Raw genomic sequence first — 26098 nt, forward strand, 5'->3', positions numbered from 1 at the left:
AAATGCCTGTGGCCCTTATTGGAGGGACATACGAATATCTTGCGGGGATCCTTCGTCGTCGGGTCGTTTCGCGCAAGAATCTGTCACCCGTGCGGGGGTGGCGCAGCGAAGGTGAGCAATCGTCATCCCGTGCTCGGGGTGTGCGAGGCCCGGAGCGGTGTCAGACTGCCCACATGGACGAACGGATGCGGCAACGCCTGGTGCTCTGGGTGGCCGTGCTCGCCAGCTTCGTGTCGTTCCTCGACGGATCGATCGTCAACGTGGCGCTGCCCTCGATCTCGGCGGACCTCGGCGGCTCGATCGAGACCCAGCAGTGGGTCATCGATGCCTACCTGCTGACGCTCGGATCCTTCATCCTCCTGGCCGGGTCGCTCTCCGACGCGTTCGGCCGCATCCGGATCCTGCGCCTGGGCCTCGTGATCTTCGGCATCGCCTCCCTCGCCTGCGCCCTCGCGCCCACGGCGTTCGTGCTCATCGGGTCCCGCGCGGTGCAGGGGATCGGTGCCGCGCTGCTGGTGCCGAGCTCGCTCGCGCTCATCACGGCCACCTTCGACGGCCCGGCCCGCTCGAAGGCGATCGGCACGTGGACGGCGTGGACCGGCGTCGCCTTCGTGGTCGGTCCGCCCCTCGGCGGACTGCTCGTCGACACCGTCGGCTGGCGCTCGATCTTCCTGCTCAACGTGCTGCCCATCGCCCTGACGCTCGTGCTTCTGATGCGCCTGGCACGCCTCGGCATCCCGGAGCACGCCGCCGCCGGTGTGCGCATCGACGTCCTCGGCGCCGTGCTCGCCTCGCTCGGACTCGCCGGACCGGTGTTCGCCCTCATCGAGCACGGTCGCCTCGGCTGGGACGACCCACTCGTGCTGATTCCGCTCATCGGCGGCCTCATCTGCTTCGCGACCTTCCTCTGGTGGCAGACACGCTCGCGGCATCCGCTCATGCCCCTCTCGCTGTTCCGGGCGCGCAACTTCGCGGTCGGCAACATCGCCACGGCAGCCGTCTATGCGGCCCTGTCGTTGGGGCAGTTCATCATCGCCGTCTACCTGCAGGAGGTCGGAGGGTTCTCCGCGACGGCGGCAGGCCTCGCCACGATCCCGCTGTCGATCCTCTCGATCTCCCTGTCGACGCTGTTCGGCTCGCTCGCCGGCCGCTACGGACCTCGTCGCTTCATGACGATAGGGCCGCTCACCATGGGCGCCGGGTTCCTGTTCATGCTCACAGTGACCGACCCCCTCCAGTTCTGGCTGCAGATGATGCCCGGCATCCTGCTGTTCGGTCTCGGCCTGTCGATCACGGTCGCACCCCTCACCAGCGCCATCCTCGGTGCCGTCAGCACCGCGCAGAGCGGCATCGGCTCCGCCGTCAACAACGCCGTGTCACGGGTGGCCGGTCTCGTCGCCATCGCGTGCGCCGGGGCCATCATCGGCGGCACGCTCGACACCGACGCCTTCCATCGCGTGGCGCTCGTGACCGCGGTGCTGTTCATCGCCGGCGGGCTGGTGTCGTTCGCCGGCATCCGTACCCCGAAGGCGACTCCGGATGCGGCAGCCGATACCGCGCCGGATGCCGCCGCCGGCGCCCCGGCGGCCTAGCGGCCCTCAGCTCAGGCCTTCAGCACCCGCCAGCTGCGCAGGTGCTCGACGGCGATGCCCGAGTAGCCCGGCAGGCCGACGAAGGCGTCGCGCACCAGGCCGGTCTCGGCCTCCAGCACTGCCGAGCCCTCATCGAAGAAGGTGTACTGGGCGCCACCGGCGACCTCGGGGGTGTCGGTCTCGACGCCGATGGTGAACGGCTTCCCGGCGACGGATGCCGCAGTCGCGGCCGGCTGTGCGAGGGCGATGATGCCGTCGCTCCCGGTCGCGTGGTCGGCGAACGCCACGACGGCGATGCCGTCGAGCTGCGGCAGCGTGAGGTCGAGCACGGTCGGGCTGCCGGGGCCGCCGGTCGGCGTGACCGCCCACCACCAGGGCGCGTCGGCGAGGAGGGCGCCCGAGCCGAGCGGCACGGAGGAGCGCACCAGGGCATAGAGTGCGGCGAGCTGCGGGGCGTAGACGCTCGGCGCCGTGCCTGCGACCCACGGCTCGAGGTCGAACTGCAGTCCGTCGAACGGAGCCGAGGCCAGGGCGGCGCGGGCCCACCACACGGCGAGGGCGGGCTCGGCGACCCAGGAGCGGTCGCCGCCGAGGGCGAGCACGCGCACTCCGGTCGCCTGCAACCCGGTGACCGTCGCGAGCAGCCAGTCCTGGATGGGGCCGCCCTGGTCTGCCGCCCACGGAACGCTCAGGTAGACGGTCGTCAGCGAATGCGCCGAGGCGAAGCCGATCACTCCCGCCGGTGTCATGTCGGCGTAGCCGTTGCCTCGGGCATCCTCGGTCGGGGGCACGGAGTTTCCCCATGCCCAGATGGTGGTGATGGGGGACGCGGCCATGGTCGCAAGCATGGCGTACCCGGGAACCCGGCGGGGCGCGGCGCGCGCTAGATGGGGGACGACAGGCGATTCTGAACCTCGGAGTGCGGCATCCGCCAGCCAGAATGAGCCCATGACCCGTCACTGGAGCCCTCTCGCCGTCGTCTACCTCGCGCTCGCCGTCTGCGGGCTGGTGGGCACCTGGACATTCAACGCTCTCGCCGTGGTGCAACTGCGCGACTTCTTCGGCGACTGGCTCGGCAGCGGACCCGCCGTGTCGTCGCTCACCGTCGACCTGCTCGTGGCGGCCGTGGCCGGCAGCGTGTTCATCATCATCGAGGCTCGGCGCCTCGGCATGCGCTTCGGCTGGCTCTACGTCGTGGCGTCGGGCGTGACCGCTTTCGCCTTCACCTTCCCGCTCTTCCTGGCAATGAGGGAGCGACGGATGCGAGCCATCGCGGCACCGACGCATTCCGACGCGATCGACCCCGCGCCCTAGCGCCCGGCACCCCGCAGGGTCGAAACTGGGCGACGGGATCGCCCTCGACCAGATCGCGCTCTCATCCGCAGCTCCACCGGTACCACCGACCCTCAGGAGAACCGCATGACAGCATCAGTCCCTCTGCTCACGGAGTGGGAGATCGCCGAGATCGACGCCGCGAACGAATCGGGCCGCACTCCGGTCGTCTTCGTCCATGGACTCTGGCTGCTCTCCAGCAGCTGGAAGGCCTGGCGCGACCTGTTCGACGACAACGGCTACGCCTCGCTCGCCCCGGGCTGGCCCGACGACCCCGACACCGTCGCGGAGGCGCGGGAGCATCCGGAGGCCTTCGCCAAGAAGATGGTGGCGCAGGTCACCGACCACTACCTGGCCGCCATCGCGCGACTGGAGAAGCGTCCCGTCGTGATCGGGCACTCGTTCGGCGGACTCATCGCGCAGAAGATCGCGGGGGAGGGCGTCGCGGAGGCCACGATCTCGATCGACAACGCGCCGTTCAAGGGTGTGCTGCCGCTGCCCGTCTCCGCACTCAAGTCGGCGTCGCCCGTGCTCACCAACCCGGCGAACATCAACCGCGGCGTGTCGCTCACGTTCGAGCAGTTCACCTTCGGCTGGGCGAACAACCTCGATGAGGCCGAGGCCCGCCACCTGTTCGAGACCTACCACGTGCCTGCAGCAGGGGCGCCGCTGTTCCAGGCGGCGACGGCGAACTTCAACCCGTTCGGCGGGGAGACGACCGTCGACTCGAAGAACCCCGACCGCGGCCCGCTGCTCATCATCGCCGGCGAGAAGGACAACACGGTGCCGTTGGCCATCAGCAACGCGAGCTACAAGATCCAGGCGAAGAACCCCGGCGTCACCGAGGAGATCGTCATCCCGGATCGGGGCCACTCGCTCATCATCGACAGCGGCTGGCGCACCGTCGCAGACGAGGCGCTGGCATTCGCTCAGAAGTACGCGGCGGCCTAGCGCACCGCTGCACCCGCTCGTTCGCCCGTCGTGGCCGCTCAGCCTCGCGCTGGGCGGCCACAGCCGGCGAGCGGATGCCGCGAGTTCGCGCTCGCGGCAGACCTAGGCTGACGGCATGCTCATCGAACACCGCGGACGCACTCCTGTCGTGCCGGCATCCGTCGTCATCGCATCGACCGCCGTCATCTCGGGAGACGTGACACTCGGTGAGAACGTGCGGGTGCTCCACGGCGCCGTGCTGAGCGCCGAGGACGGCCCGATCACCGTGGGCGACGACGTCGTGATCATGGAGGGCGCGCTGCTGCGGGGCCGGGCGAGGAATCCGGTGGTCGTCGGATCGTCGGTCATGATCGGCCCGCGCGCTCACGTCAACGGGGCCACCATCGGCGACGAGGCCTTCATCGCGACGGGGGCTTCGGTCTTCCCGGGCGCGGTGATCGGTGCGGGCGCCGAGGTGCGCATCAACGGGGTCGTGCAGGTGAACACCACGTTGGAGCCCGGCGCCGTCGTGCCGATCGGGTGGGTCGCGGTCGGGAGTCCGGCCAGCATCCTGTCGCCGGATCGCCATGAGGAGATCTGGGCGATCCAGCGGGAGCTCGGCTTCACGGCGACGGTGTACGGCGTCGGCCCCGACGCGACCATGCGCGACATCATGCGCGAGCAGGTGCAGTTCTACGGAGCGCACCGCGACGATCGCGCGCTGGAGTAGACGCATCGACTGGCGTGCGCGCACACGTCGACCACCGACGTCAGTCGAGACCTCAGTGAGCGGACCTCAGTGAGCGATGGGGGACTGGTGGCGCTTACTCGTCCTTGCGGGTGAAGTCGCCCTCGGGGGCGTCGGCCGGAAGCTCCTCATCGGTGTAGGCGCCCTCGACGCTCGCATCGGGACCTTCGCCGTCCGTCTCGGTGTACTGACCGTGCACCTGGCGAACCTCCGGCTCCTCGCCGTCGGTCTCGGTGTAGCTGCCCTCGCGCTCGTCGCGTCCGGTCGTGTCGCTCGGGTTCTGAGTCATCGAAAGCCCTTCCTCTGCCTCCCGGTCACCGCATCGTGCCCGGAATGCCCATGCTAGGCGCGCACTCGGAGCGGCGCTAGGGGGTGTGCGGCGATGGCGGCAGCAGCTGAGGCGATGGGCGACATCAGGCCTCGGGAAGCACCCTGTCGAGCGAAGCGTGCGCAGCCTCGAGGCGCTCGGGCAGGACCATGCCTGGCAGGATGACGATCCACATCTCGCGCACCCGCTTCACGAGGTCCTGGTAGTCGGTGAGCACCCCCGATGCCATCTGCACTCCGGTGAACGCCGGGATGACGAAGTGCGCGATCGTCTCGGGGTCGACATCGGGCCGCAGGTCGCCCTCTGCCGCTGCGCCGCCGAGCAGGGCGCCGATCAGCGGGATCCAGTCCTCGAACGGACCGCGCAACGGAGGATCGAACGTCGTCGTCTCGGTCGTGAGTCGCACGCCGGCTCGGGCCAGGATGCTCGTGCCCATCCAGTGCGCGAAGTCCGCGCACAGGCCCATCACGGCTTCGAGGCTGCTGGCGGATGCCGCGATCACTCGCTCCGCCGACGCCTTGCCCAGCTCCTGCTCGCGCTCGATGACGGCACGAGCGATCTCCTCCTTCGAGCTGAAGTGGAAGTAGAGGGACCCCTTCGAGACGCCGGTCTCGGTGGAGATGTCGGAGATGGACGCTGCCGCGTATCCGAGACGGGCGAAGACGGCCGCAGCGCCGTCGATTGCTCGTTCTCGGGTGACTTGGGCGCGTTGCTGCTGTGTCACATGAATCCTCCGCTGGCCCCGAGAAAATCGTACCCATAACGGGGCAGGGATATCGCTGCGTTGCACCAAACTGGACGATTGGTTTGTTTTTGAGTTCCGCTCACCATAGACTCGCCGAACGTCCTGATGGCCCAGCCTCAGGCGAGCGTTTGAGCGCAACGCCTGACGACGGCTTGCACCGCCCAGTGGGGGGCGCACGGATGGCGACCCGAAAGCCGATGTCCGTGCACAGGGTGGTGCGGCCGTCGTCGGCTGCGGACGCGCGCGGTGGCGTTTCGCCCGGCCAGGCGCGGATTCGTCCTACTGGAGGGTCGTCCGCGATCCGCGTCGGATCAGCCGGCGAACGGCACGACCGCCTGGCCCACGACTCCGGGCTGCAGGGAGAACAGGGACCCGGCTTCAGGCTCATCGTCCGGCGAAAAGCCCTGGCGTGACGTGGTGATGTAGAGCGTGCGCAAGTCGGATCCGCCGAAGGTGCAGGCGCTCACCTGTGACACCGGCAGGTCGACGATCGCACCGAGCGAGCCGTCGGGCTCGTAGGCGTGCACGGCCGAGCCTGCCCAGAGTGCGACCCAGACCCGGCCATCAGCGTCGACGGTCAAGCCGTCGGGGTGGCCCGTGGCTTGGTCGATCGTGACGAACGGGCGTCGATCCCGCAGCGCGCCCTCGACGTTGTCGAAGACGTCGATGCGCCCGGTCGGGGTGTCCGCGTAGTAGCAGAGCGAGCCGTCGGGCGAGAAGGCGATGCCGTTCGAGATCGTCACGGAGTCGAGCACGACGGATGCCGCCAGGTCGGTGTCGACACTGTAGAGCTTGGCGGTTCCGGTCTCCTCGGCGTACGACATGGAGCCGGCGTAGAGACGGCCGCTCGGGTCGGTCGTGCCGTCGTTCATGCGGACGCCCGGGTCCGTCCAGAGTTCGACGGTGCGAGTGGGAGCGGCATCCGGAGCATCGCTCAGACCCAGGCCGCGCTCGGTGGCGACGATGTAGCCACCGTTCGCTCTGGGACGCACGAAGCCGGCGATCGGGCTGCCGATGTCGAGGCGCCGCACCGTCCTGCCATCGGCCTCGAGGGTGAGCAGCTCGCCCTCCGTCAGGTCGACGAAGCGCAGGCCACCCCACGACTCGCTCCAGACCGGACCCTCACCGTGGTGGGAGACGGGTCCGGTGATGTTGGCGGCGCGCATGCTGGGCCCTTCGTCGGCGGGAGGCGGGTGCTGCTCGTGGCTCCGGAACTCCGGAGGTCAGGCGAGCAGCTGCTTGGCGAGCTGGTCGGCCGAGTAGACCGTTCCGATGGCGTCGACCGCCTCGGCGGGGGAGCCGTAACCCCACTCGACCATGATGGTCGGGATGCCGTGCGCGGCAGCGCCGAGGGCGTCGTGCGACCTGTCGCCGACCATGACGGTGCGGCTGGTGTCGATGCCGAGATCCTGCAGGCGACGCATGGCCTCGGCGATGACGTCGGCCTTCTCGCTGCGCGACTCGTCCTCCGTCGCACCCGTGATCACGGTGAAGTACCGGGCGAGGTCGAAGTGCTCGAGCACGATGGTCGCGATGGTCTCGGGCTTGCTCGTCGCGAGGGCCAGCGGGATGCCGGCCTTGTGCAGGCGCTCGAGCAGGCCGGCGACGCCGGGGAAGACCGCAGTCTCGACTGCAGTCGTGTTGTAGTCGGCGCGGTAGAGGTCGAGGGCGTGGCGCGCCTCGGGCTCGGTCATGCCGGCGCGCTCCATGAAGCTCTCCAACAGGGGCGGGCCCACGTAGGAGAGGAGGCCTGCGGCGTCGGGAACGGGCAGCCCGAGCGCGACCAAGGTGCGCTCGAGGGCGGCCGTGATGCCGGGGGCGGAGTCGACGATGGTGCCGTCGAGGTCGAAGAGGACGGTGGTCCACGCGCGGGTGACCGTGGTGGGGATGCTGAGGGTGTCGGTGGTGCTCACGCTGAAATAGTAAGGGAGCAAGGTGAGCAGAGCCGGAACGCGCGCTGTGCGCGCGTTCAGCTGGCGTTCAGCTCGCCCACAGGATTGCGCCCGGTCGACGGTGCGCCGACCGGGTGGTCAGAACAGGCGTTCGTCGGCGTTGTCGATGCCGCGCATGGCGTCGTAGTCGAGAACGAGGCACCGGATGCCGCGATCCTCGGCGAGCGTGCGCGCCTGCGGCTTGATCTCCTGCGCCGCGAACACCCCCTGCACTGGGGCCAGCCGCGGGTCGCGGTTCATGAGCTCGAGGTAGCGGGTGAGCTGCTCGACCCCGTCGATGTCGCCGCGCCTCTTGAGTTCGACCGCGACGGACCTGCCGGCGGCATCCGTCGCCAGGATGTCGACAGGACCGATGGCCGTCATGTACTCACGGCGCACGAGGCGGTGGCCTTCGCCCAGAAGCTCGATCTGCTCGGCGAGCAGCTTCTGCAGGTGGGCTTCGACGCCGTCCTTCTGCAGGCCGGGGTCGATGCCGAGCTCGTGAGCTGAGTCGTGCAGCACCTCGTGGATCGAGACGATGAGCAGGTCGGCGGTCTTGCCCTGCGTCACTGTCCAGAGCTCGGTGATGCCGAACTCGCGCTGTTCATCACTCGGCTCGCTCATGGCGATGGTGCACGGCGGGCTCATCCAGTTGAGCGGCTTGTAGCTGCCGCCGTCGGAATGGACCAGCAGGCTGCCGTCGGCCTTCAGCATGAGCAGGCGCGTGGCCAGGGGCAGGTGCGCGCTCAGGCGTCCCGCGTAGTCGACGGAACACTTCGCAATGACAAGACGCACCGGATGAGTCTAGGCGGCGGGCGCGCTGACCTTCGTGCGCTCCCTGGCAGAGGGAGCCGCGAGGCCCGCGAGGACCATGAGCACCAACAGCACGAGAAGCGCGTTCAGGATGCCGAAGTGCTGGCCGAGGAATCCGAGAAGCGGCGGGCCGGCGAGGAACGCGCAGTAGCCGATGATGGCGACGGCGCTCACTCGGGCCGCAGCCGCCTCGTCGTCATCGACGTCTGCCGCTGCCGACATGCCGACCGGGAAGCCGAGGGCGCAACCGAAGCCCCAGAGAACGACGCCGGTGAGCAGCATCCAGGTCTCGGTGCCGTAGATGAAGGCGAGCAGGCCGAGCACGCCCAGGGCGGCGCAGACGCGCAGCACCGGGACGCGTCCGAACCTGTCCAGCACGGGTCCGCCGATGACGCGGCTCACGGTCATGGCGGTCACGAACAGACCGAACACGAGCGCGCCCGTGGTGTTGTCGTAGCCGTGCCCATCGACGGTGGCGAGGGCGAGCCAGTCGTTGGCGCTGCCCTCGGCGAACGACATCCCGAGCATGATCACGCCGATGAGGATGAGACGGACGTCGCTCCACGCCGCCAGCGAGTGGCGCATGCGCTCGCGCCACGGCTCGCGCGGCTGCCCGGCGCGGGAGTCGCCGGCCGACTCGCGAATGGGGATGAAGCGGATCGTCCACAGGGCGGCTCCGATGATGAGAGCGGCGATCACGAGAAGGTGCAGCGCAACGGGCACCGCGAGGCCGGAGGCGAGGGCGCCGATGCCGGCTCCGGCCATGGTGCCGAAGCTGAAGAAGGCGTGCATGAGCGGCATGAGGGTGCGACCGTTCTCGCGCTCGGCGAGAGCTCCCTCGACGTTCATCATCACGTCGCAGGCGCCGTTGCCGAAGCCGAACATGGCCATGCCGAGGAAGATGACCGCCGGCGCGGCCAGCACCGTGCTGCCGAGTCCGACGACGACGACGCCGATGGCCACGAGGAAGAGTGCAGCGACCATGCCGCGACGCGCTCCGATGCGGGCGAGGACCCAGGGGGCGGCGATGAGGCCGAGCACTGATCCGGCGGACATGCCGAAGATCACGAGGCCGATTCCGCCCAGAGAGAGCCCGGTGTCGTCGCGCACAGCCGGGATGCGGGCGACCCAGCTGGCGATCGAGAGGCCGCTCAGGAAGAAGATGGCGAAGACGGCGTTGCGCCAGGCGAGCAGTTCCCGGCGCGAGCGCACGGGGGAGTCGATCTTGCTGTCAGGGGGAGTGGTCTGCGACATCGGAGGATCCTGTGCTGGGGCCCGGGTGGGTGGAACGGGCGGAACTGTCATTCTGACGTATCGAATCGATTCGATCGAATCGATTCGACTAAACTACCGACCACGACGCGCCGCGGTCAAGCCGGCGCACCCTTGCTGAGAGGAACTCCGTGGACGGCGACACCATCACGCGCCCCACCCTGTCCGACGTGGCTGCGCGGGCCGGATGCTCCCCCTCGACGGCATCACTCGCCTTCAGCGGCACCGGACCGGTGTCGGACGCCACGCGCGAGAAGGTGCTCGCCGCGGCGAAGGAGCTGCACTACGCCGGGCCCGATCCCCGCGCCCGCTCGCTTCGACGCGGACGCAGCGGCATCGTCGGCGTCGTCATCGACGACCGCGTGAGCGAGGCCTTCCGCGACCCCGTGAACATCGCCATGCTCGACGGCGTCTCCGAGGCGATCGGCGAGATCGACGCCGCCCTGCTGCTGCTCACCGCCGGTGCAGGCAGCGACAAGCCCGTCAGCCTCGAGACTGCTCCCCTCGATGCCGTGGTGCTCTTCGGATGCAGCACGACGCTCGAGCGCTCGATCTCCATGCTCACCCAGCGCGGCATCCCCGCGGTCGTCATCGAGGGCGACGCCGGTGAGAACGTTCCCGAGATCGCGCTCGACAACCGCGAGGCGACGCGCATCGGCGCCGAGCACCTGCGCGAGCTCGGTCACGAGCGCGTCGGCATCGTCGTGCTTCCACTCGCCCCCGACCGTGCGCGCGGTGCGCTCACGGAGGAGCGGGCCGCGAGCTCGGCCGTCGCCACCGCGACGGAGCGCCTGGCCGGGGCGCGCGACGTGTTCCCCGACGCCGCCGGAGTCGTCGCATCCGGCAGCTATCTCGACGAGGGGCTCATCGCCGGTCGCGAGCTGCTGACGGCGACCCCACGACCGACCGCGATCATCGCCCAGAGCGACCTGCTCGCCGCCGGCGTCATCCGTGCCGCAGAGGAGCTCGGCCTGCACGTACCGGAGGACCTCAGCGTCGTCGGCTTCGACGGCGTGCGCGTCGACGGCCTCGACTACGACCTCACGACCCTGGTGCAGCCCTCGCAGGCGAAAGGTCGGGCGGCCGGCGAGGCGATCGTGCGCATGTTGGCCGGCGAGCATCCGACCTCGGTCACCTTCACGAGCACCTTCCACCGCGGTGCGACGACGGCGCCGCCGCGCGTGGCCGACTGAACGCTGCGCCATTCCGTGGGGGTCTGCGCCCCATCAGCTGGCGCACGCGCCCACGAAATGGCGTGAGGGCGATGCAGACGGCTGAGCGTGACGAGCGCTGGCCTGAGCGCGGCCCAGCCCCGGTGAGTAGCGTGGGGTGATGGCCTTGACGCTCGACGAGTTGTACCGCGACCTGCACTCCCACCCCGAACTCTCGTTCTCCGAGCATCGCACCGCAGCGATCGTGGCCCAACGGATGCATGATGCCGGCCTCGAGGTGCACACCGGCATCGCGCAGACCGGCGTGGTGGCCGTGCTCGCCAACGGCGTGGGCGCGTCGGTGCTGCTGCGGGCCGACATGGACGCGCTGCCCGTGCACGAGGACACCGGACTGCCCTATGCGTCGGTCGCCCGCGGTGTCGACCCCGACGGAGCCGACGTTCCCGTCATGCACGCCTGCGGTCACGACATGCACACCACCTGCCTCGTCGGCGCGGTCGAGCACCTCGTCGCAACCCGTTCTGAGTGGTCGGGCACCCTCATCGCCGTCTTCCAACCCGCCGAGGAGCGCGAGGGCGGGGCGCAGGCCATGATCGCCGACGGCCTCTTCGACCGCATACCCCAGCCGGACGTTGTGCTGGGCCAGCACCTCAATCCGCTTCCGGCCGGAACCATCGGCGTGCACCCCGGCACCTTCATGGCTGCCGTCAACACGCTGCACGTGAAGATGTTCGGTCGCGGCGGGCACGGGTCGCGGCCGCAGAAGACCATCGACCCCGTCGTGATGGCGGCGGCGACGGTCATGCGGCTCCAGACCGTGGTAGCCCGCGAGGTCGCACCGTTCGACACCGCCGTCGTCACCGTCGGCACCTTGCACGCGGGACTCAAGAACAACATCATCCCGGCCGAGGCGACCATGGGGCTCAGCATCCGGAGCTTCGACTCCGCCGTGGGCGCCCGCCTCGACGCCTCGGTGCGCCGCATCATCCGCGCCGAGGCCGAGGCGTCCGGTGCGCCGCGCGAGCCCGAGTTCACCAGCGGCGAGGTCTACCCGGTGACGGTGAACGACCCCGAGGCCTCTCGAAGGGTGACGGATGCCCTGGGCCGCCGTTTCGGAGCGGACAGGGTGATCGACCCGGGCGTACTCATGGGCAGCGAAGACGTCGGCATGCTGGCGACGGCCGCTGGCGTGCCGCTGGTCTACTGGCTTCTCGGCTGCGTCGACCCCGATGCCTATGCGGCGGCCGCTGCAGCCGACAGGCTCGACATCGACATCCCCTCGAATCACTCCGCGCAGTTCGCGCCGGTGATCGAGCCGACGCTGACGATGGGCGTCGAGGCCTTGGCGGCTGCGGCGCGGGAGTGGTTCACCGCAGCTGACGCGCCCGTCCGCTGATGACCGGGATCACCGCACCGCCCCCGTCACCATCCATTGCGTGCCCCGTGCCCGCAGCCCGAGCGTCACAGCTCGCGCCCCCAGGTACCCGAACGTGAACGACGCCATGAGCAGCGCCAGGCCCACCGCATCGTGCGGAGCCCAGGCGCCGACGGCGATCACCAGCGGCACGAAGACCACGAGGTTCAGGATGCCGGTGAGCGCCAGGTATCTCGCATCGCCGGCGCCGATCAGCACGCCGTCGAGTACGAACACGTAGCCGCAGAGCGGCACCGAGATGCCGAGCACGACGAGGGTGGGCGGCAGCAGTCCGATGACGTCGGACGAACTCGTGAAGGCTGGGGCGATCACCCACGACAGGGCGACGAGTGCCAGCCCGAGCAGAGCCCCTCCACCGACACCCCACTGCAGGCAGCGATCGAGCACGGCCTGCACGAGGGGCACGTCGTCGCCGCCGAGCGCCTTGCCGATGAGCGCCTGCGCGGCGATCGCCAGCGCGTCGAGGGCGAAGGCGACCGTGGAGTACAGCGTCATGGCGATCTGGAAGCCGGCCAGCTCCGAGGTGCCGAGCCCCGTGGCCACGATCACCGCGAGCAGCATGGCGATGCGTAGGCTCAGCGTGCGCAGGAACAGCCAGCCGCCCGAGGTGATGCCGCCGAGCACTCCGGCGCGATGCGGCATCCGTCGGGCCCCGACGCGTGATGCGTGTCGTCCGACGACCGCGACGTAGACACCCACCATCGCCCATTGCGCGATCACCGTGCCGATCGCCGACCCGGCGATGCCCAGCCCGGCGCCGTAGATGAGCACGAAGTTGAGCACGATGTTCGCGGCGAAGCCGATGCCGGCGACGACCAGCGGCGTGCGGGTGTCCTGCAGGCCGCGCAGCAGGCCCGTCGCCGCGAAGACGAGGAGCATGGCCGGAAGGCCGAGCATGGAGATCGTGAGATAGACGGATGCCTCGGCTGTGACATCCGCCGAAGCACCGAAGGCGCCCGCGAGCGCCGGCGCGGTGAACCAGCCGGCGACGGCGAGCACGAGGCCGAGGCCCAGCGCGATCCACAGTCCGTCGATGCCGGCCTCGACGGCGCCGCGCTCGTCGCCAGCTCCGAGACGGCGGCCGACGGCAGGCGTCGTGGCATAGGCGAGGAACACCATGAGGCCGATGATCGTCTGCAGCACGATGCTCGCGATGCCGAGGCCCGCGAGGGAGACCTCGCCGAGGTGACCGACCATGGCGGAGTCGGCGAGCAGGAACAGCGGCTCGGCGATGAGGGCGCCGAGGGCCGGAACGGCGAGCCGCAGGATCTCGCGGTCGACGGGGCGGCGGGTGAGGATGCTCATCGTGTTCGAGTCTGGCAGCAGTGGCGCTCGCCTGTCCCCGCTCGCTGAGGCCCGCGCTAGCGCGTGGAGCGTGAGCAATCCGTTAGGAAGATTCACAAAATTGTGAAAGAGGCGTAGCGTGTCGCACATGAACACCGTTGTCGACATCACCGGCCTGCGCAAGACCTTCGGCCGTGTCACAGCTCTCGACGGACTCGACCTCAACGTCGCCGCCGGCGAGGTGCACGGCTTCCTCGGTCCCAACGGCGCTGGGAAGTCCACCACCATCCGCATCCTGCTCGGCCTCATGCGCTCCTCGGGAGGCACCGCGACCATCTTCGGCCGTGACCCCTGGACCGACGCCGTGGCCCTGCACCGCCGCATCGCCTACGTGCCCGGCGACGTCAGCCTCTGGCCGGGGCTCAGCGGAGGCGAGGCCATCGACCTCATCACGCGCCTCCGCGGTAGGGCGCGCGACCGGAAGGCCTACGCCGACCGTCGCGCCCACCTCTCCGAGGTCTTCCAGTTCGATCCGACGAAGAAGGGTCGCACCTACTCCAAGGGCAATCGGCAGAAGGTCGCGCTGATCGCGGCGCTTGCCACGCCCGCCGACCTCTACATCTTCGACGAGCCCACCTCCGGCCTCGATCCGCTGATGGAGGCGGTCTTCCGAGACGAGGTCGCCGCCGTCCTCGGCGAGGGAGCGACGGTGCTGCTGTCGAGTCACATCCTCAGCGAGGTCGAGCACCTCTGCGATCGGGTCAGCATCATCCGCGCCGGCCGCACGGTCGAGACGGGCACCCTCGCTGAGCTCCGCCACCTCACCCGCACCGAGGTGTCGTTCGCCAGCGCCGGACAGGATGCCAGCGCCTTCGCCGGCATCCCGGGCGCCCACGATCTCGTGGTCGACGGCGCCCGCGTCAAGTTCACCGCGGACTCCGATGCGCTCGGTCCCGTGCTCGAGGCCCTCGCCGCCCGGAGCGTCGGCGGTCTCACGATCAACCCGCCCAGCCTCGAGGAGCTGTTCCTGCGGCACTACCACGACGACATCGCGACGGATGCGGCGACGGCAGCGGCTGCGGGAACGGATGCCGGAGCGCTGCGATGAGCGGCCTCGGCTCGCTGCTGCGTCAGCGCTTCCGCCGCGACCGCATCCAGCTGCTCGTCTGGGTGCTGGGGTTCGCAGCCCTGGCCTCTGTCGGGCACTCGGCCGTCTCGCAGAGCTACGGCACGCCGAAGGATCGCGCCGGAGTCATCGTGCTGCTCGAGCAGACGCCGAGCGTGCTCGTGTTGCGCGGCACCCCGCAGGGCACGCAGACCGACGCCTTCCAGTTCATGCTGCTGTTCGCATTCCTCGGAGTGATGATCGGCCTCATGGCCACGTTCCTCGCCGTGCGGCACACCCGCGGCGATGAGGAGCAGGGCCGCGCCGAGCTGGTCGAGTCGACGCCGGCCGGGCGGATCACGCCCCTCATCGCCACGGCCCTCGAGGGTGTCATCGCCGTCGCCGCGATCGGGATCGTCAACGCCGCGGGCTTCGTTCTCTACGGGGCGGATGCCGGCGCCGCTGTCCTCGCGGGTCTCGCCCTTGCCTCCGTCGGCCTCTGCTTCCTCGGCATCGGCCTCCTGTCGGCGCAGATCATGCGCACCTCGCGCGGCGCGAACGGCCTGGCCGCCGCACTCGTCGCTGCCGCATACATGGTGAGGGGAATCGGCGACGCGACCGGAACCGTCGACTCCGACGACCCGCTCAGCATGACCGCGGGCTGGGTGAGTTGGCTCTCGCCCATCGGCTGGGGCCAGCGCACCAGCCCGTTCTCCGACCCGACGGTGTGGCCGGCCCTGCTCGGCGTCGCCCTCGGTGCGATCGCCTTCGCGGGTGCTCTCGCCCTCCGCTCGAGTCGCGACATCGACTCGAGCATCATCCGCGAACGCGCCGGTCGAGCGCAGGCCCACGCGACCCTCGCCGGCCCGATCGCCCTCGTCTGGCGCCAGCTGCGCAACCCGACCATCGGCTGGCTCGTGGCTGCGGCGCTCTTCGGGCTGCTGGTCGGCAGTCTCAGCGAGACCCTGACCGCAAGCGCTCCAGCCGATGTGAAGGAGAACCTGGGCGACACTGTCGGCAGCATCGCCGGGCCGAACGCGCACGGCGACCTCGTGGACCTGTTCATCGTCGCGATGTTCTCGGTGATCGGCGCCATAGCGGCGGTCTGCGCCGTGCAGTCCGTTGCACGAGCCAGACAGGACGAGGCCAACGGCACGGCCGAGATCGTGCTCTCCACAGCGGTCTCCCGCATCCGCTGGTTCGTCGCCTATCTCGTGATCGCCGTCGTCTCGACGGTGCTGGTCGTCGGCGTCGCCGTGCTCGGCGCCATCGCCGGCGCCGCCGGAGCCGGAGCGCCGTCGGGTACCGTCGACACGATCACCTCGGCCGCGCTGGCGCAACTGCCGGCCGTGTTCCTGCTACTCGCCCTGGTGGCGCTGGTGTTCGCCCTCCTGCCGCGGCTCACGATCGGCCTCGGCTGGACACTGCTGCTCCTGGCGATCCTCATCGGCCAGTTCGGCGGACTCTTCGGGCTGCCCGACTGGGCGCGCGACCTCTCGCCGTTCAGCCATACGCCAGTCGTCACCGAGGCGAACGCCGACTGGGGACCGGCGTGGGTGATGCTCGGCCTCGCCGTCGTCGTGGCTGCGGCATCCGTTCTGCTCGTGCGTCGTCGCGACGTGGCACTCGGAGGGTGACGATGGCCCGGCCGACCCGGCACGTGCGCGCTGCGGATGCCGCCCCCACCCGCCCCTGAAAGGATGACTGCATGGCACGAGACGACAAGGGCGTGAACGACTTCGTCGAGCAGTCGGCGGCCGCGATGACCGCAGCCGGATTCCCGCGCATGCCCGCGCGCGTGCTCATGGCGCTGATGGTGGCCGATGGGCCCGGCCTCACTGCGCAGGAGCTGGGCGACCGTCTCGGCGCCAGCGCCGCCGCCATCTCGGGTGCCGTGCGCTACCTGCAGACAGTGCGGATGATCCGCCGCGTCTCGCAGCCGGGCTCGCGCCGGGACCTCTACGAGCTGCCGGAGGACTCCTGGTACACGGCGTCCATCGGCAAGAACGCGCTCTACGACCTGATCGAGCAGCTGGCCGCCAAGGCCGTCGTCTCGATCGACGATCCGGCATCCGCCGCCTCGAAGCGGGTGCAGGAGATGAGCGACTTCTTCGTCTTCATCCAGCGCCGCCTGCCCGAAGTGCTCGAGGAATGGGAAGCCGAACGGCGTGGCTCCGCCCGCTGACGCCCGCTGACGCCTGCTGACGCCTGCCGCCCGTCATCGGTGCCGCCGAGGTGACGCTGATCGACCTCGATGCGCCCACGAGCGTCGATTCGCGTCACGTCGACAGCCGCTTGACCATCTCCAGCTCGAGCTTCGCCGGATCGAGGTTGTACGGGATCTCGGCGTCGGTGCGCTCGAAGCCGCGGCGCTCGTACGCGGCGATGGCGCGGGCGTTGTCCTCGTGAACATGAAGCGTCAGGGTGTCGCCGTGAGTGCGCGCCCAGGCCTCGATGCCGGCGAGCAGGGCATCGGTCACACCGGCGTCGCGTCCCCGAACGTCTGGCGCTACATAGACGCCGACGAGCAGGGGTCCGGCCTCATGGCCGTCGGCACCGTCGGCGGCATCCGGCAGGTAGCCGGCCATCGCGCCGATCCATCGGCCGCTCTCGTCGATCGCCACGAGCGAGGTGCCGTGGTCGGTGAGTCCCCGGGCGCCGCGCATGCGCCACTCCGACTCGGGCTCCTCGAGGGCGTGTCCCCGCGTCTCGGCATAGGCGATCGGGGTGTCGGCGAGCATCTCGAGGCGGAGTGCACGCACCTGCTCCCAATCGTCGGCGACGGTCGGACGGATGCTGAAGGCCAGGGTCATCCCGACGACATTACCGGCGCCAGCGCAGCCACTTCTCCGCGACGGCCGTGTCGAGGTCGACACCCTCGTGACGGGCGAGCAGCAGCACGTGCGCGGGGACATCCGTCAGATCGATGATCTCCATCGGGCCAGTCCGCCCGGATACGACCGCGCGACACCTACCGCTGATCGATGATCTGCTTGCCGAGCGGCGCCAGCGAGACCGGGATCATCTTGAGGTTGGCCCAGGCGAACGGGATGCCGATGATCGTGATGGCCAGCGCCGCAGCCGAGACGACGTGGGCGATGGCGAGCCACAGTCCGGCGACGACGAACCAGATCACGTTGCCGATGAAGGAGAGGGCGCCGGAGGTCGGCGTCGCCACGACGGTGCGACCGAACGGCCAGAGAGCGTAGAGCGCGATGCGGAACGAGGCGATGCCGAACGGGATCGTGATGATGAGGATGCAGCAGATGACACCGGCGGCGACGTAGCCGAGGAACAGCCAGAAGCCCGAGAGCACGAGCCAGATGATGTTCAGGAGCAGTCGCATGGAGTCATTCAAGCAGTCGGATGCTGGGTGTACGCCCGGGCGCGGCCAATAGGCTGAACGCCATGACCGATGCTCTCAGCTCTGGAATCGACCTCGACGAACTCGACGCAGGTATCCGCCCGCAGGACGACCTGTTCAGGCACGTCAACGGCAAGTGGATCGAACGCACCGAGATCCCAGCGGACAAGGCCCGCTACGGCTCGTTCTACCTCCTGCACGAGGAGGCCGAGAAGGCCGTGCGCGACATCATCGTGGAGTCTGCGGATGCCGGAGCCGACGCCTCCGTCGAGGAGCGCAAGGTGGGCGACCTCTACGCCAGCTTCATGGACGAGGAGCGCATCGAGGAGCTGAGAGCGACACCCATCGCCGAGCAGCTGGCGCTCGCGGCGTCAGTCCGCTCCATCCCCGACCTGCTGAGCGCCCTCGGCTCTCTCGAGCGCGCCGGAACCAGCGGCTTCGCCCAGCTCTTCGTCGACAACGACCCGGGAAACCCCGAGCGCTACCTCGTGTTCGTCGAGCAGGGCGGAATCGGCCTGCCCGACGAGAGCTACTTCCGAGATGAGAAGTTCGCGGAGATCCGCGAGAAGTACCAGGCCCACCTCGCCCGCATGTTCGGTCTCGCGGGCCTCGACGACGCCGAGGCCCGCGCCGCCCGCGTCTTCGAGCTCGAGGCGGCCATCGCCGCCCAGCACTGGGACAACGTCGCATCGCGCGACAGCGAGAAGACCTACAACCTCACCACGTGGGCGGATGCCGCCGCGTCGGCGTCGGCGGCATCCGGAGCCGACCTCGACGTCTGGTTCGACGCGCTCAGTGCCCCGGCCGGCTCCTTCGACGAGCTCGTCGTTCGCCAGCCCTCCTTCCTCGCAGGCCTCGGCACCCTGCTCGACGAGGCGCACCTCGAGGCCTGGCGCGACTGGCTGGCATGGCAGGTCATCCGCTCGAACTCGGCGTACCTCTCGACGGCATTCGTCGAGGCGAACTTCGACTTCTACGGCCGCACGCTCACGGGCACCCCGTCGATGCGCGACCGATGGAAGCGCGGCGTCTCGCTCGTCGAGGGCGCCATGGGTGAGGCCGTCGGGCGCATCTACGTCGAGCGCCATTTCCCGGCGGAGTCGAAGACCGCCATGGACGTGCTCGTGGCCAACCTCGTCGAGGCCTACCGCCAGTCGATCACCGGCCTCGACTGGATGAGCGCCGAGACCCGCGAGCGAGCCCTCGACAAGCTCGAGAAGTTCACGCCCAAGATCGGCTTCCCGGTGAAGTGGCGCGACTACTCGGCCCTCGACATCCGCTCCGGCGACCTCGTCGCCAACGTGCGTGCCACGAGCGAATTCGAGTTCAACCGCGAGCTCGGCAAGATCGGCAAGCCGCTCGACCGCGACGAGTGGTTCATGACCCCGCAGACCATCAACGCGTACTACAACCCCGGCTTCAACGAGATCGTGTTCCCGGCGGCCATCCTGCAGTTCCCGTTCTTCGCCCCCGATCGGGATGCCGCAGCGAACTACGGCGCGATCGGCGCCGTGATCGGCCACGAGATCGGGCACGGCTTCGACGACCAGGGATCGAAGTACGACGGCGACGGCCGCCTCACCGACTGGTGGACCGAGGCGGACCGCGCCGCCTTCGAGGAGCGCACCTCATCGCTCATCGCCCAGTACGACGCGCTCGCGCCCCTGCAGGTGCCCGAGCACCACGTGAGCGGCGCGCTCACCATCGGCGAGAACATCGGCGACCTCGGTGGCCTCGCCATCGCGTGGAAGGCCTACCTGATCTCGCTCGATGGCCAAGAGCCCCCCGTCATCGACGGCCTCACCGGAGCGCAGCGCTTCTTCCTGTCGTGGGCGCAGGCCTGGCAGCTCAAGGCGCGTGACGAGGAGGTCGTCCGCCTCATCGCGATCGACCCGCACTCGCCGAACGAGTTCCGCTGCAACCAGATCGTGCGCAACATCGACGAGTTCTACACGACCTTCGACGTGCGGCCGACGGATGCCCTGTGGCTGGCCGAGGAGGATCGCGTCACCATCTGGTGAACCGGGCATTTCCGGCTCGTTCCACCATGCTTCACTCATGATTCACGTTCGAATGTGGATAACTCTGTGGAGACTGTGAATAGAACATGCCTACGCTCGACCCGAGTTGCGATGCGCACCGCATCCGGTCGGGTTATGCTGCCCTGAACCCCTTTCGCGTCACATCGGAAAGTGCACTGCGCCCGCACTCACGTTCGACGCCAGAGCCCCCACCGAGGAGCCCCGTTGACGATCCCCGCCATGGAGTCCGAGCGTCGCGCCCGGCACACCTCCCAGCGGGCAGGCCGCCACATCGGCGGCGACGCCGACGACAACTTCTCGCGCGGTTTCAGCGCGCTCGGTTCCCTTGCCGTGAGCGGCGTGCAGGTGTCGGCGCGGGCGACGGATCTCGCGTCGGGCCGCGTGCTGTTCTCGGTCGACGACCACGTGGTGATGCCGACCGCGAGCATCGGCAAGGTGCTGCTGCTCGTCGAGGTGGCCGCGCGCCTGTCGGACCCCGCCTTCAACGGCTACACCATCCTCGATCGGGAGACCGCCGACTTCGTGGGCGACTCCGGCATCTGGCAGCACCTGCAGGCCCCGGCCCTGCCGATCGCCGACCTCGCCGCTCTCGTGGGCGCCACCAGCGACAACCTGGCCACCAACGTGCTGATCCGCACCGTAGGCCTCGAATCGGTGCGGGCGCGCACCGAGGCCCTCGGTCTCAAGCGCACGGCCCTGCTCGACCTGGTGCGCGACCACCGCGGACCCGACGACGCTCCGCAGCTGAGCATCGGTGCGGCCAGCGAGCTCACCTGGCTGTTCGCGTCGCTCGCGCGCGGCGAGATCGTGTCGAAGGAGGTGTCGCAGCGCGTCATCGGCTGGCTCTCGCTCAACGCCGACCTCTCGCTCGTCGCCAGCGCCTTCGGCCTCGACCCTCTCGCGCACAGGGGCGCCGACCACGGAATCCTGCTGGTCAACAAGACCGGAGCCGACGGCGGCGTGCGCGCCGAGGTGGGCGTGCTCCGTGGCCCCCGCACCGCCGTCACCTACGCCGTGTCGATGTACTTCGCAGACACCAACCTCCAGGCGCGTCTCGCGGTGCTCGACGGCATGCGCCAGGTCGGGCTCGATCTGCTGGAGTACGTGCACTGAACACGACAGTGTTTCCGTGATCGCCTCGGTTCCCGACGTCGCCGACTGGATCGACGCCGCCCTGCAGCTCGAGGCCTCGCCGTATCGGGCCGATGCTGAGCGCGAACGCCTCGGCAGCGACCTCGACTTCTACGGAGCATCCGTCGGCATCGTGCGCGGCACAGTGCGGGACGCCGGTCGTCGCTACCCCGAGCTGGGCCACGACGAGGTCACGGCGCTCAGCTCGGAGTTGTGGCGCCGCCCGGTCTTCGAGCGCCGCCTCGCCGCGGTGGTGCTGCTGCAGTCGCATGCTCGCGAGCTCATCGGAACCGACCTCACTCGCATCGAGGGATTCGTGCGGGAGGGACGGATGCCGGAGCTCGTCGACCTGCTCGCCGTCGATGTGGTCGGCCCCATGCTGCGCGCCCTCGACCGGCGCGGTCGAGCGCGCGCCGAACTCGTGCTCGACCGCTGGGCGCGCGACCCCGACGTGTGGTTGCGACGTGCGGCGGTGCTGGCGGCGCTGCGTGAGCTGAAGGCGGGCGGGATCGCCGTCGATCACGATCGACTGGAGCGGCGCCTGCGGTCGGCGCAGGATGCCGCATCCATCGCCGACCCCGCGCTGCAGGATGCCGTGGATCGGGTGCGGGCCACCCTGGAGTAGTACCCGCGCGCGGAGGGGATTCCCGTGGGCGTCACTGCAGGCAGAACTCGTTCCCCTCGGGGTCGCGCATCATGATGGCGAACTCCTCGTAGGGTCCCCACGAACCCGTGAGGGTCTTCTCCACGGATGCGCCCAGTGCGACGAGGCGATCACGTTCGACCTCCAACTCCTCACGGGTGGCGCGCCTATCGTCGAACGGGGTGATGTCGATGTGCATGCGGTTCCGCTGGCGCCGCTCGTGGTCGTAGCGGGTGAAGTAGAAGCGCTGGTGAGCCGGGTCGCCATCCCAGGCCTCGGCCCGCGCCGCGATGTCGTCGTCGCTCAGCCCGGCCTCCTTCAGCTCGGCGACCTCCTCGGCCGGCCAGCCGATGCGTTCGGGGTAGCCCATGGCGCCGCTCCAGAATCGGGCGAGAGCTCCCGGGTCTGCGGCGTGGAACGTGACATTGGAGATGCGAGCGGTCATGCCTCGAGCGTAGGACGAGGCACCCTGAGTCGACGGTTCACCTCGCCGCCCCGGCGCCGGTGACCCGCAGGAACAGAGGCGTCATCGCCATCGTGCCGCCACCGGCACGCACCCGTGGTTCAGGATCACTCCCTAAACTGGAGGCACCGTGCTCCGTGCTTCGCCTCGAGATCGCGCGGTTCCCGCTCGCCCCCATCGCCCCATTGGAGCCACCATGGCCGCACCCAGCCGTCTCGACGCCGTCATCGCCCTCGCCCGTCATCGCGGGTTCGTCTTCCAGGCCGGCGAGATCTACGGAGGGTCGCGATCCGCGTGGGACTACGGGCCCCTCGGCACCGAGCTCAAGGAGAACATCAAGAAGCAGTGGTGGCGCTACATGGTGCAGAGCCGCGACGACGTCGTGGGCCTGGACTCCAGTGTCATCCTGCCGAAGCAGGTGTGGGAGGCATCCGGCCACGTCGAGGTCTTCAGCGACCCGCTCGTCGAGTGCCAGCACTGCCACAAGCGCTTCCGTGCAGACCACCTCGAGGAGGAGTACGAGGAGAAGAAGGGCCGCGTTCCCGAGAACGGCCTCGACGACATCGCCTGCCCCAACTGCGGCAACCGCCACACCTGGACCGAGCCGCGCGCCTTCTCGGGCCTGCTGAAGACCTACCTCGGCCCCGTCGACGACGAGTCCGGACTGCAGTACCTGCGCCCCGAGACCGCTCAGGGCATCTTCGTGAACTTCGCCAACGTGTTGCAGGCCTCGCGCCAGAAGCCGCCGTTCGGGATCGGCCAGATCGGCAAGAGCTTCCGCAACGAGATCACTCCCGGGAACTTCATCTTCCGTACGCGCGAGTTCGAGCAGATGGAGATGGAGTTCTTCGTCGAGCCCGGCACCGACGAGATGTGGCAGGAGTACTGGATGGAGCAGCGCATGAGCTGGTACACCGGTCTCGGCATCGACCCGGCGAACCTGCGTTTCTACGAGCACCCCCAGGACAAGCTCAGCCACTACTCGAAGCGCACTGTCGACATCGAGTACCGCTTCGGCTTCACGGGCAGCGAGTTCGGCGAGCTCGAGGGCATCGCGAACCGCACCGACTTCGACCTACGCACCCACTCCGAGGCATCCGGCAAGGACCTCTCGTTCTTCGACCAGACCAAGAACGAGCGCTGGATCCCCTACGTGATCGAGCCGGCGGCCGGCCTCACCCGCTCGCTGATGGCATTCCTCGTCGATGCGTACCACGAGGAGGAGGTGCCGAACGCGAAGGGCGGCGTCGACAAGCGCACGGTGCTGAAGCTCGACCCGCGCCTGGCGCCGGTCAAGGCCGCCATCCTGCCGCTGTCGCGCAACGAGGCCCTGTCGCCGATGGCCCGCTCGCTCGCGGCGGAGCTGCGCCAGAGCTGGAACGTCGACTTCGACGATGCCGGCGCCATCGGTCGCCGCTACCGCCGCCAGGACGAGGTCGGAACCCCGTTCTGCGTGACGGTCGACTTCGACTCGCTCGAGGACCAGGCAGTCACGGTGCGCGACCGCGACACCATGCAGCAGGAGCGTGTGCCGCTCGCCGGCCTGCACGCCTTCCTGGCCGAGCGGCTCAAGGGCGCGTAGGTCGAGAAGGATCCAGTGGATCCTTCTCGACTTACGCGAAGGGCGGCAGCCCCGACCAAGGCGATACGCAGAACGCGACGCGACAACGTGAGCACATGTCGACCCGTGGACTTCGTCCGGCCTCGGCGACCGTCGTCCGGCCTCAGCGACCGAGCGAAGCGGCTCAGCGCGCGTCGAACTCCGAGCGCAGGATGCCGTAGAACGCCGAGTCCGACCACTCTCCCTTGTCGTAGAAGGTCTCGCGCGTGGTGCCCTCGTGCCGCATCCCGAGTCGCTCGCACAGGGCGGCCGACGCGGTGTTGCGCGGGTCGAGCTGCGCGTGGACGCGGTGCGCGTCGAGCACAGTGAAGGCCAGCGCCAGGACAGCGGCAGACGCCTCGGTGGCGAAGCCGCGCCCGGCGTAGTCGGGGTGGAACACCCAGCCGATCTCGACGTCGGCGTTGCCGGCATCCGAGAGCCGCAGCATGACGTCGCCGATGACGCGCCCACCGCCGTCGCCGAACAGCGAAGCTTCGTCGGGGAGCACGCAGGCGAAGAACACGGCGTCGCCGTCGGCCGTGACGGTGCGCATGCCTGCGCGCTTGCGGGTGTGCTCAGCGCCCTCCTCCGCGGTGCGGCGCGGCCATGGGATGAAGCGCAGCACCTCCTCGAGGCGCTGGTACTCCCAGACGTCGGCGACATCGGAGTCGCCGAGGGGACGCAGCACGAGCCGCTCGGTGATGATCGGAGCACCGTCGTAGGCGGCGACGTCGAAGGGCAGCTTCAGCGCTGGAGCCGGCGACGCCATCAGGAGGCCGAGAGGCCGAATCCGGCATCCTCGTCGTCAGCCGGGTCGTCGACCGCGGTGACGGATGCCGCGACTTCGGGGACGACACCGAAGATCGCCTCGACCCCGTCGATCCAGGTGCGCTGTTCGCCCCGCGCCACGTACTCGCGCGAGCGCACCATGGGGGTGTGCAGCAGCACGCCGGCGAGGTGCCGCAGCGCCTGCTCCGTGGCAGCGGAGTCGTCGCCGCGCGCGCGGGCGCGGGCGATCTCATCGTCGACGATGCCGAGCACGTGCCTGCGCAACGCCACGACGGCAGGCGCGAGGTTGATCTCCTCGCTCACCTTGCCGAACTTGCGAGCCGCCCTGCCGACGATGGCGCGGGCCTCGTCGGTCGCCGTCAACTCGTCGAGCGGGGCGTGCAGTCGGATGGTCTCGAGGTCGAGCAGCGAGATGCCGTCGATCTCGCCGACAGCGGGGTCGATGTTGCGCGGCAGGCCCAGATCGATCACGAGCTGGCGGGCGCGGGAGTCGACGGCGCGTCCGAGCATCTGCACGGCGTCGCGGCCCGTGAGCACGTCGTCGGCTGTGAGCACGAAGGCCTCGACGGCGGAGCAGGCCACGATCACGTCGGCGGATGCCGCAGCCGCGGGGTAGTCGGCCACCGAGATGGCCGGCAGGTCATGGTTGGCTGCGAACTTGCGGCCGCGGCCCGACGGCGAGTACACCTGCACATCGGTGACTCCGCGCTCGCGGAGGTTCGCGAGCGAGGCACCGGCGTAGCGGCCGGTGCCGATGAGCAGCACCTTCTGGGTCGACCAGTCGGGGATGCGGCTCTCGGCGAGGTCGAGGGCGAGGCGTACGAGCGAGCGGCCGGCGGATCCGATGCCCGTGCGGTTCTTGATGCCGCGCGACGTCTGCGAAGCGCGCTGGAACAGGCGCTCCAGCTCGGGGGTCGTGGTGCCGACGGTGCGCGCGCGCTCGAGCGAGCGGCGAACCTGGCCGGCGATCTCGCCCTCGCCGACGACGACGGACTCGAGTCCGGCCGAGACGGCGAACAGGTGCTCGGCGACGTTGTTCCCATGGGTGAGCGCGAGCGATTCGCGGAGGGTCTCGCTGCTCACGCCGCTCTCGGCCGCCACCGCCTCGAGGGTCGCCGAGACAGCCGCGAGAGGGGAGTTTCCCTCGGGCTCGTCGAGATCGAGGTACGCCTCGAAGCGGTTGCACGTCGCGACGACGACGGCACCGCCGAGGGAGTCATGGGAGCCGACGATGCGGCGTCCGAGTTGTCCGGCATCGACGCTCAATCGCTCGAGCAGGTCGAAGCTCGAGTTCTTGTGACTCGCGGAGAGACAGATGAGCACGGGTTCGATTGTAATCGCTCGAGAGCGTGCTTCCTGCAGGGCTGCCCCCGACCCGG

The 26098-nt window shown here is 69.5% G+C and carries 26 protein-coding genes; 13 read left to right on the forward strand and 13 right to left on the reverse strand.

The genetic code is table 11. From position 1 onward, the window contains the following. The first annotated feature begins 173 nt into the window (after window positions 1-173). Window positions 174-1592, forward strand: a complete 1419-nt coding sequence (locus AADV74_RS10555) for an MFS transporter (RefSeq protein WP_342113804.1) — start codon at window positions 174-176, stop codon at window positions 1590-1592. Between the two features lie 11 nt (window positions 1593-1603). Here the strand turns inward: AADV74_RS10555 and AADV74_RS10560 are convergent, their stop codons facing one another. Next, window positions 1604-2428, reverse strand: a complete 825-nt coding sequence (locus AADV74_RS10560; protein ID WP_342113806.1) for a hypothetical protein — start codon at window positions 2426-2428, stop codon at window positions 1604-1606. 112 nt (window positions 2429-2540) lie between these two features. Between AADV74_RS10560 and AADV74_RS10565 the strand changes: the two genes are divergently transcribed. The 3 genes from AADV74_RS10565 to AADV74_RS10575 all read left to right on the forward strand — a co-directional run bounded on the left by AADV74_RS10565 (window position 2541) and on the right by AADV74_RS10575 (window position 4584). Next, window positions 2541-2906: a DUF2834 domain-containing protein gene (locus tag AADV74_RS10565; RefSeq protein WP_342113808.1), complete on the forward strand. Its 366-nt coding sequence runs from the start codon at window positions 2541-2543 to the stop codon at window positions 2904-2906. 105 nt (window positions 2907-3011) lie between these two features. After that, window positions 3012-3875, forward strand: coding sequence for an alpha/beta hydrolase (locus tag AADV74_RS10570; RefSeq protein WP_342113809.1), 864 nt, complete (start codon window positions 3012-3014; stop codon window positions 3873-3875). A gap of 115 nt (window positions 3876-3990) precedes the next feature. After that, a complete protein-coding gene (locus AADV74_RS10575) occupies window positions 3991-4584 on the forward strand; it encodes a gamma carbonic anhydrase family protein (RefSeq protein WP_342113811.1) in 594 nt (197 codons plus the stop codon). A gap of 94 nt (window positions 4585-4678) precedes the next feature. Here the strand turns inward: AADV74_RS10575 and AADV74_RS10580 are convergent, their stop codons facing one another. The 6 genes from AADV74_RS10580 to AADV74_RS10605 all read right to left on the reverse strand — a co-directional run bounded on the left by AADV74_RS10580 (window position 4679) and on the right by AADV74_RS10605 (window position 9673). After that, window positions 4679-4891, reverse strand: a complete 213-nt coding sequence (locus AADV74_RS10580; protein ID WP_342113814.1) for a hypothetical protein — start codon at window positions 4889-4891, stop codon at window positions 4679-4681. Window positions 4892-5015: 124 nt separating this feature from the next. Then, on the reverse strand, window positions 5016-5654 hold the full coding sequence (locus AADV74_RS10585; RefSeq protein ID WP_342113816.1) for a ScbR family autoregulator-binding transcription factor: 639 nt from the start codon (window positions 5652-5654) through the stop codon (window positions 5016-5018). A 332-nt stretch (window positions 5655-5986) separates the two neighbouring features. Continuing rightward, entirely contained in the window at window positions 5987-6841 is an 855-nt protein-coding gene (locus AADV74_RS10590) for an SMP-30/gluconolactonase/LRE family protein (protein ID WP_342113818.1), read from the reverse strand. A gap of 57 nt (window positions 6842-6898) precedes the next feature. Further along, window positions 6899-7588 carry an HAD hydrolase-like protein gene (locus tag AADV74_RS10595; protein ID WP_342113820.1) on the reverse strand — a complete coding sequence of 230 codons (690 nt, stop codon included), beginning with the start codon at window positions 7586-7588 and terminating at the stop codon, window positions 6899-6901. A 117-nt stretch (window positions 7589-7705) separates the two neighbouring features. Then, window positions 7706-8401: an endonuclease NucS gene (gene nucS, locus AADV74_RS10600; protein ID WP_342113822.1), complete on the reverse strand. Its 696-nt coding sequence runs from the start codon at window positions 8399-8401 to the stop codon at window positions 7706-7708. A 9-nt stretch (window positions 8402-8410) separates the two neighbouring features. Continuing rightward, on the reverse strand, window positions 8411-9673 hold the full coding sequence (locus AADV74_RS10605) for an MFS transporter (protein ID WP_342113824.1): 1263 nt from the start codon (window positions 9671-9673) through the stop codon (window positions 8411-8413). Window positions 9674-9822: 149 nt separating this feature from the next. Here AADV74_RS10605 and AADV74_RS10610 point away from each other — a divergent pair, with 149 nt between their 5' ends. Next, window positions 9823-10884 (forward strand): LacI family DNA-binding transcriptional regulator, encoded by a 1062-nt coding sequence (locus tag AADV74_RS10610; RefSeq protein ID WP_342113825.1) that lies wholly within the window; start codon window positions 9823-9825, stop codon window positions 10882-10884. A gap of 139 nt (window positions 10885-11023) precedes the next feature. After that, the gene (locus AADV74_RS10615) at window positions 11024-12259 is read left to right on the forward strand and encodes an amidohydrolase (RefSeq protein WP_342113827.1); all 1236 of its coding nucleotides are present in this window, start codon (window positions 11024-11026) and stop codon (window positions 12257-12259) included. Window positions 12260-12268: 9 nt separating this feature from the next. Here AADV74_RS10615 and AADV74_RS10620 read toward each other — a convergent pair whose 3' ends face one another. Next, window positions 12269-13603 (reverse strand): MATE family efflux transporter, encoded by a 1335-nt coding sequence (locus AADV74_RS10620; RefSeq protein WP_342113829.1) that lies wholly within the window; start codon window positions 13601-13603, stop codon window positions 12269-12271. Window positions 13604-13730: 127 nt separating this feature from the next. Here AADV74_RS10620 and AADV74_RS10625 point away from each other — a divergent pair, with 127 nt between their 5' ends. From AADV74_RS10625 to AADV74_RS10635, 3 genes are all read left to right on the forward strand, one after another. After that, window positions 13731-14690 carry an ABC transporter ATP-binding protein gene (locus AADV74_RS10625; RefSeq protein WP_342113831.1) on the forward strand — a complete coding sequence of 320 codons (960 nt, stop codon included), beginning with the start codon at window positions 13731-13733 and terminating at the stop codon, window positions 14688-14690. Then, window positions 14687-16324: an ABC transporter permease gene (locus AADV74_RS10630; protein WP_342113833.1), complete on the forward strand. Its 1638-nt coding sequence runs from the start codon at window positions 14687-14689 to the stop codon at window positions 16322-16324. The genes AADV74_RS10625 and AADV74_RS10630 overlap by 4 nt, the downstream gene beginning before the upstream one ends. Before the next feature lie 71 nt (window positions 16325-16395). Then, window positions 16396-16872, forward strand: a complete 477-nt coding sequence (locus AADV74_RS10635) for a GbsR/MarR family transcriptional regulator (RefSeq protein ID WP_342113835.1) — start codon at window positions 16396-16398, stop codon at window positions 16870-16872. Window positions 16873-16966: 94 nt separating this feature from the next. Here AADV74_RS10635 and AADV74_RS10640 read toward each other — a convergent pair whose 3' ends face one another. Beyond that, window positions 16967-17500 carry a GNAT family N-acetyltransferase gene (locus AADV74_RS10640; RefSeq protein ID WP_342113837.1) on the reverse strand — a complete coding sequence of 178 codons (534 nt, stop codon included), beginning with the start codon at window positions 17498-17500 and terminating at the stop codon, window positions 16967-16969. A 158-nt stretch (window positions 17501-17658) separates the two neighbouring features. Beyond that, window positions 17659-18033: a YccF domain-containing protein gene (locus tag AADV74_RS10645; protein WP_342113838.1), complete on the reverse strand. Its 375-nt coding sequence runs from the start codon at window positions 18031-18033 to the stop codon at window positions 17659-17661. Between the two features lie 62 nt (window positions 18034-18095). On the opposite strand from AADV74_RS10645, the gene AADV74_RS10650 reads away from it, so the two are divergent. The 3 genes from AADV74_RS10650 to AADV74_RS10660 all read left to right on the forward strand — a co-directional run bounded on the left by AADV74_RS10650 (window position 18096) and on the right by AADV74_RS10660 (window position 21849). Beyond that, window positions 18096-20072, forward strand: a complete 1977-nt coding sequence (locus AADV74_RS10650) for a M13 family metallopeptidase (protein WP_342113840.1) — start codon at window positions 18096-18098, stop codon at window positions 20070-20072. Between the two features lie 225 nt (window positions 20073-20297). Next, a complete protein-coding gene (locus AADV74_RS10655) occupies window positions 20298-21206 on the forward strand; it encodes a serine hydrolase (protein ID WP_135120174.1) in 909 nt (302 codons plus the stop codon). Window positions 21207-21222: 16 nt separating this feature from the next. Further along, window positions 21223-21849, forward strand: coding sequence for a DNA alkylation repair protein (locus tag AADV74_RS10660; RefSeq protein ID WP_342113844.1), 627 nt, complete (start codon window positions 21223-21225; stop codon window positions 21847-21849). Between the two features lie 31 nt (window positions 21850-21880). On the opposite strand, the gene AADV74_RS10665 is transcribed toward AADV74_RS10660, so the two are convergent. Beyond that, on the reverse strand, window positions 21881-22312 hold the full coding sequence (locus tag AADV74_RS10665) for a VOC family protein (RefSeq protein WP_342113847.1): 432 nt from the start codon (window positions 22310-22312) through the stop codon (window positions 21881-21883). Between the two features lie 214 nt (window positions 22313-22526). On the opposite strand from AADV74_RS10665, the gene AADV74_RS10670 reads away from it, so the two are divergent. Further along, the gene (locus AADV74_RS10670) at window positions 22527-23912 is read left to right on the forward strand and encodes a glycine--tRNA ligase (protein WP_342113849.1); all 1386 of its coding nucleotides are present in this window, start codon (window positions 22527-22529) and stop codon (window positions 23910-23912) included. A 163-nt stretch (window positions 23913-24075) separates the two neighbouring features. Here the strand turns inward: AADV74_RS10670 and AADV74_RS10675 are convergent, their stop codons facing one another. Next, window positions 24076-24699 (reverse strand): GNAT family N-acetyltransferase, encoded by a 624-nt coding sequence (locus AADV74_RS10675; protein WP_342113851.1) that lies wholly within the window; start codon window positions 24697-24699, stop codon window positions 24076-24078. After that, a complete protein-coding gene (locus tag AADV74_RS10680) occupies window positions 24699-26042 on the reverse strand; it encodes a glutamyl-tRNA reductase (RefSeq protein ID WP_342113853.1) in 1344 nt (447 codons plus the stop codon). Before AADV74_RS10680 ends, AADV74_RS10675 begins: the two co-directional genes overlap by 1 nt. Window positions 26043-26098 lie beyond the last annotated feature (56 nt).

Source organism: Leifsonia stereocauli, assembly GCF_038432415.1.
GTDB lineage: Bacteria > Actinomycetota > Actinomycetes > Actinomycetales > Microbacteriaceae > Orlajensenia > Orlajensenia stereocauli.